Origin of the sequence: Streptomyces sp. AF1A (genome assembly GCF_047340315.1) — a bacterium.
In the GTDB taxonomy this organism is placed as follows: Bacteria; Actinomycetota; Actinomycetes; order Streptomycetales; family Streptomycetaceae; genus Streptomyces.
Genome location: NZ_JBLEBI010000274.1, coordinates 1 through 6123 on the forward strand (window position 1 = coordinate 1; position 6123 = coordinate 6123).

At 74.6% G+C, this 6123-nt stretch carries 6 protein-coding genes; 4 read left to right on the plus strand and 2 right to left on the minus strand.

The genetic code is table 11. The features are described 5' to 3' along the window. The first annotated feature begins 313 nt into the window (after positions 1-313). The 3 genes from ACLU3S_RS35255 to ACLU3S_RS35265 all read left to right on the plus strand — a co-directional run bounded on the left by ACLU3S_RS35255 (position 314) and on the right by ACLU3S_RS35265 (position 3827). A complete protein-coding gene (locus ACLU3S_RS35255; RefSeq protein ID WP_413956050.1) occupies positions 314-1144 on the plus strand; it encodes a hypothetical protein in 831 nt (276 codons plus the stop codon). 75 nt (positions 1145-1219) lie between these two features. Next, positions 1220-2014, plus strand: a complete 795-nt coding sequence (locus ACLU3S_RS35260) for an AfsR/SARP family transcriptional regulator (RefSeq protein WP_413956051.1) — start codon at positions 1220-1222, stop codon at positions 2012-2014. A gap of 142 nt (positions 2015-2156) precedes the next feature. Next, the gene (locus ACLU3S_RS35265) at positions 2157-3827 is read left to right on the plus strand and encodes a BTAD domain-containing putative transcriptional regulator (protein ID WP_413956052.1); all 1671 of its coding nucleotides are present in this window, start codon (positions 2157-2159) and stop codon (positions 3825-3827) included. Positions 3828-4065: 238 nt separating this feature from the next. Here ACLU3S_RS35265 and ACLU3S_RS35270 read toward each other — a convergent pair whose 3' ends face one another. Further along, positions 4066-4263, minus strand: coding sequence for a hypothetical protein (locus ACLU3S_RS35270; RefSeq protein ID WP_413956053.1), 198 nt, complete (start codon positions 4261-4263; stop codon positions 4066-4068). A 227-nt stretch (positions 4264-4490) separates the two neighbouring features. Continuing rightward, complete coding sequence (locus tag ACLU3S_RS35275) at positions 4491-5141, minus strand: class I SAM-dependent methyltransferase (protein WP_413956054.1); 651 nt, start codon at positions 5139-5141, stop codon at positions 4491-4493. Between the two features lie 85 nt (positions 5142-5226). Here ACLU3S_RS35275 and ACLU3S_RS35280 point away from each other — a divergent pair. Continuing rightward, positions 5227-6123, plus strand: an 897-nt coding sequence (locus ACLU3S_RS35280) for a serine/threonine-protein kinase (RefSeq protein ID WP_413956055.1), incomplete at its 3' end; no start/stop codon positions are given.

Genomic DNA, 6123 nt, shown 5'->3' on the forward strand with positions numbered 1-6123 from the left:
CGCGCGGAGCCCGCCCGCCCTGGCCTTCGTGGACGCCGTGCGCGAGCGCTGCGCACGGCCCGGCGGCAGCGCGCCGGACGGCCGCGCCGCCCGCCGAACCGAGCGGCTCCGTTTGGTGTGGATCCGCCCGCGGCACACTCCGGCGAACGGGTAGCGTACGGGTCGTTCCACTCGCACCTCGGTCGGCTGGTCACGCGGAGGAAGTGAGCGTCTTGGGCCCACGCCCACCCGGGAACCGACCGGGACCGGATCGGTAACCCCCGTTCGTAACCTGCCCTTCCACCCTCGCCGACTCCGTCCCCCGAGCAGAGGCATGAAAGAAGACAACGACGTTCGCCGGATCTTCCTGCTGAACCCGGACCAGCGTCTCCTCCGCGAAGCCGCGCGGACCGGTGTCCAGGTCCGGTCCGCCGAGGCCGACCCGCTCGACGAGCGGGCGCTGCGCCCCGTGCTGGACGAGGCCGCCGCGGCCGGGCTGTTCGTCAACCCGGCCCGGTCCCTGCGCGTGCTCGCCGACCCGGAGGCGGTACGGCGGCTCGTGCGCGACAACCGGCTGTCACCGGACGCCGGCGCGCCCGCCGAGGGCGGCACGCGGCTCGGCGTGCAGACGCTCAGCGTGCACGGGATGCACCAGACCGTGGGGATCACGGCCCGCATGCCGTACGGGCTGCTGTACCCGGCGCCGCTGACGGAGGACACCGCGGCCGAGGTGCGGGCCGTGGTGACCGCCCTGCTGGACCTGACCGGGTACCAGTACGGGCCGGCGCACACGAACGTCGAGCTGACCGCGCGCGGGCCGGTGATCACCGGCTGCCGTGCGGAACTGGCCAGGGACCCGGTGCCGGAGCTGCTGAAGGCCGCCGGGGGGTTCGATCTGGCGGCCGGGGCCGTGCGGGTGCTGGCCGGGCGGCTGGTGGACACGGTCCGGCCGGGCCGGTACGCGGCGGCGGCCGTGCTGAACCCGCCGTGGCGGCTGGAGACCGGCGAGGTCGGCGTGCTGCCGCATGTGCGGCACGTGTCGCCGCCGGACGCCCTGCGCCCCGGTCATCTCGTCGTGCACGCGGACTCCCCCGAGGTGGCGGCCCAGCGGGTGACCTCCCTGTCGGAACTGGTGACCGGGAACGGATCGGGAACGAACCGGTAGAGCCGCGCCGCACTGTTGACGGGTCGCCGGAATCAGGACGACGACGCCAGCGACGTCGACAGGAGGCCGAGTCAGGTGCTGAAGTTCTCGATCCTCGGAGCACTGCAGATCCGTACCGTCTCCGGGCCCGCGGAGATCTCCGGCGATCTGCAGCGCGTCCTGGTGCAGACCCTGCTGGTCAGCGACAGCCGCCCGGTGTCCGGGGAGAGCCTGGTCGAGGAGATGTGGGGCGAGGCCGTACCCGACAACCAGGCGAACGCGCTGCAGGCGCACGTCAGCAGGCTGCGCCGCAAGCTGCGCGCGCTGGAGCCGGACCGGCCGGCGTCCCGGGTCACCATCCACCCCTCCGGCTACCGGCTCGTCGTCGGCGACGGGGAGCTGGACGCGGCGGAGTTCGTCGCGGCGGTACGGCAGGCGGAGTCGGCGTCGCCCGACGACGCGGCGCGCGTGGCCCGGCTGCTCGGCGAGGCGCTCGGGCTGTGGCGCGGGCCCGTCTTCGGCGGCTTCCCCGGCGGAACCCTGTGCCAGCTGGCCGGGGCCCGCTACGAGGAGTACCGGATGCGCGCGATGGAACTGCGCTTCGACGCCGAGCTGCGGCTCGGCCACCACGCGGCCGTGCTCGCCGAACTGGCCGAGGCGCACACCAACCACCCGCTGCGCGAACGCTTCTGCGAGCAGCTGATGATCGCCCTGTACGGCTCGGGTAGGCAGGCCGACGCCCTCGACGTCTTCCGGCGCATGCGCGGCCGGCTCGACGCGGAACTGGGCATCGAGCCGTCTCCGGCGCTGCGCAAGGTGGAGAGCGCCATCCTCCGCCACGATCCGGCGCTGACCCCGGACATGGGCCCGGTCCTGCTTCAACTGGCTTGAAAACGGTGCGCGTCCCGCTCGTACGGGAGGACGGCGGGCGGTAGCGTGAAGAGGCCTTCACGCGCCTGCCGGTTCGGGTACAACCTAGGATTGGTCCGAACAACTCGGGCTGGGCGACGAAACGTAGCGGGGGGAACGGTACGTGGAATCGGCGGCATCGGGTCGTCCTGTCGTACGGTTCAACATTCTCGGCCCGCTGGAAGGCTGGCACGGTGAGCACCGGGTGCGACTGGGCAGCCCCACGCAGGAGCGGGTGCTCGTCACCCTGCTGCTGGAGCCGGGCCGGATGGTGCCGCTCGGCCGGCTGGTGGCCGCCGCGTGGGACGAGGAGCCGCCGCAGACCGCGGGCCACCAGGTCCGCAAGGCCGTCGCCGCGCTGCGCACCCGCATCCCGGACGGCGCCCGGCTGATCGTCACGGACGGCCCCGGATACCGCGCGGTCCTCGGCGAACACCAGCTGGACCTGCACGAGTTCGGACAGTGGTCCCGGCAGGCCCGGCAGGCGATGGCGGACGGCCGGTCCGAGGAGGCGGTCGGCCATCTGCGGGCCTGCCTGGACCTGTGGCGCGGCCCGGTCATGGCCGGCGCCGGCGGCGCGGTGATCTCCGCCGCCTCCCTGGCGCTGGAGGAGCGCCACATGGCGATCGCGGAGCAGTACTACGAGCTGCAGCTCGAACGCGGCCAGTCCGCCGAACTCATCGGCCCGCTGCGGGAGCTGGTGACCGCGCACCCGCTGCGGGAGACCCTGCGCGGCCGGCTGATGCTGGCCCTGTACCGGGCCGGCCGGCAGGCGGAGGCGCTGGAGGAGTTCGGCCGGGTGCGCGCGCTGCTCGTGGAGGAGCTGGGCATCGACCCGGGCGTCGAACTCACCGGGCTGTACGAGGCGATCCTGCGCGACAGCCCCGAGGTCGCCCCCCGCCTGCCGCAGTCCGTGGCCGACCGCGCCGCCCTGCTGCTGCCGGCCCCGCTCGCCGGGACCGCCGGCGCCGGGGCCGCGCCCTGCACCCTGCCCTACGACCTGCCCGACTTCACCGGCCGGGACGAGGAACTGGCCCGCCTGCTCGCGGTGGGCCGGACCCCGGCGACGGGGGGCACCCGGATCATCGGGGTGGACGGCATGGGCGGCAGCGGCAAGACCGCCCTCGCCGTGCACGCCGCCCATCTGCTCGCCGCCGACTACCCCGACGGTCAGCTCTTCGTCGACCTGCGCGGTTTCAGCCCCGGCGAGAAGGCCCAGGAGCCGGGCGCCGTGCTGCACTCGCTGCTGCGCACCCTGGGCGTCCCCGACGAGCGCATTCCGGACGACCTGGAACGGCGCACCACCCTGTGGAGAACCGTTTCCGCGCAACGGAAGCTGCTGCTCGTCCTCGACAACGCCGCGGGCGCCGCCCAGGTACGGCCCCTGCTGCCCGCCTCCGAGGACTGCCTCGCCGTCCTCACCGGCCGGGTCCGCATGCTCGACCTCGACGGCGCCGAGTGGCTCTCCCTCGGACTGCTCTCCGCCGACGACAGCGTCACCCTGCTCACCCGCATGCTCGGCGCCGACCGCACCGGCGCCGCACCCGAGGCCGTCGCCCGGCTCGCCGGCCTGTGCGGCGGGCTGCCCCTCGCGCTGCGCGTCACCACCGCCCGGCTGCGCAACCGGCCCCGCTGGACCGTGCAGTACCTGGTCGACCGGCTGCGGAAGCGGCCCGGGCCCTGGGCGACGACGGGACGGCGTCCCGGCACCTGCGGGCGGCGCAGGCCCTGTACGACGCGATGGGGGTCACGGAGGCGGGGCGGCGGTGGTAGGGCGGTGATCGGGGGCCTGTGATCAGGGTCTGGTGATCAGGGTCTGGTGATCAGGGCCTGGTGATCCCGGTGGTCTCGTGGAAACGGCACCGGCCGGGGGGTGAGCCCGGACGGTGCCGTGGTCGCTGCGGCAACCGGCGCGCGGGGCGCGGTGCGGTCGGGGACCGGTGCCGAATGCTGAAGGCCGGGCCCCGAGCGCGCGGTGCGCCGGATGCCGGGTGCGTCGGTGCGCGAGAGGAAGTCGGTGTGGGACGACGACGTCAGTGCGCGACGACGAAGGGGTCGCGGTCGTCCGCCAGGGCCGGGCCGGGGTGCGCCGGGTGACCCGTGAGATCCGCGGCGACGCGCACGAGCGGACCCGACACGCCGGCCGCGGGAACGGCGGCGCCGAGCGCGAGGACGCCCGTGCCGGTGAGCGCGACCAGAACCGTCTTCGTACGCGATGCGGTGGAACGCATGTGGAAACCCCCAGGAAGAGACGGATCACAGCGACGGATCGCTGCAGTCGGATCGGCGGTGACGGATCACACGAGCGGACCGTCATCCGGCCGCCGGCTGCTCCCCGGCGACGCGACCGATGCTCTTGGCCGCCGATCCCCATGCCGTCCCCGCTGGTTCCCGGGTCCGGGGAGGCCCCCGGTACTCCTGGTTTCAACGGCCTTCCCCGGTCGGGCGGGCAGGCCGGTCAGGCGGGCTTGTGCGCGTACAGGAAGGCCTGCGGGACGGACTCGCCGCGCGCCTCGTCGGCCGGGCGCACGGTGCGTGAGCCGAGCGCGAAACCGGCGTCCGCGAGCAGCTCCGCCATGCGGTCCGGGCGGCGGCGGTGGAAGTCCAGCACCACCGGACGGCCCCAGGGCCGGTCGAGCCGGAGCGGCGCCTCGCCGGCCTGGAAGGCGAGCAGCAGGTGTCCGCCGGGCGCCAGGACGCGGTGGAACTCGCCGAAGAGCCGGGGCAGTTCCCCGTCCGGCGTGTGGATGATGGAGTACCAGGAGACGACCCCGGCCAGGGCGCCGTCGGCCAGGGGGAGGTCCAGCATGGAGCCCTGCCCGAAGCGCAGCCCGGGGTGCTCGCGGCGGGCGACGCCGAGCATGGCCATTGACAGGTCGAGGCCGAGGACGGACAGGCCCAGGGAGGCGAGATGCGCGGTGGCCACGCCGGTCCCGCACCCCAGGTCGGCGACGCTCCCGCCGGTCCCCACCCGCTCGGCGAACCCGCCGAGCAGGACCCGGTCCAGCGGCCTGTCGGCCAGGTGATCGCCGAAGTGCCCGGCGTAGTCCTCGGCGACGGTGTCGTAGAAGGTGCGGGTGGCGGTCAGGAAGTCCTCGGTGTCGGTCATGGTCGGGGACCGTAGCGAGCCGCACTGACAGCCGCTTAGGCTGCTGCCCTTGGTCAAAACATGACACTCGGGGGGCACGGGGCCGATGGATCAGGCGACAGACGTCTTCCAGCCACTGCAGGCGGGCGACCGGCCCGCGGTGGCGGGTTACCGGCTCGCGGCGCGGCTCGGCGCGGGCGGCATGGGCGTGGTCTACCTGTCGCACACGCCGGGCGGACGGCCGGTGGCGATCAAGGTCGTACGGCCGGAGCTGGCGGACGACCCGGAGTTCCGGCGGCGGTTCGCGCGGGAGATCAAGGCGGCCCGGCGGGTCCGGGGCGCGTACACCGCCGAGCTGATCGACGCCGACGCGGACGGAGCGCCGCCCTGGCTGGCCACGTTGTACGTGCCCGGGCCGTCGCTGGCCGAGGCGGTCGCCCGGCGCGGGCCGCTGCCGGTACCGGCGGTGCTGTGGCTGATGGCGGGGGTGGCCGAGGCGCTGCAGGCCATTCACGCGGCGGGCGTCGTGCACCGGGACCTGAAGCCGTCGAACGTGCTGCTGGCCGCCGACGGCCCCCGCGTGATCGACTTCGGCATCGCGCTGGCCGCCGACGGGACCTCGTACACCGCGACCGGCGGCACGATCGGCACGCCGTCGTTCATGGCCCCGGAACAGGCGTCCGGGGGCGAGATCACGCCGGCGACCGATGTCTTCGCGCTCGGTCAGACGGCGGCGTTCGCGGCGCTGGGCAGATCGCTGTACGGGGACGGCCCGGCCGTCAACGTGCTGTACCGGATCGTGCACGGCGAACCCGACCTGTCGCTGCTGCCCGAGCCGCTGCGTCCGCTGTTCGCCCGGTGCCTGGCCGCCGATCCGGCACAGCGCGCCACACCGGCTGAGATCGTGGAGTGGTGCCGGCAGCGGCTCGGGGCGGACGCCGAGGCGGGCGGGGCACCGGCCGTGTGGGCGGACATAGCCGGGCCGGAGGTCGCGGTGCCGGGC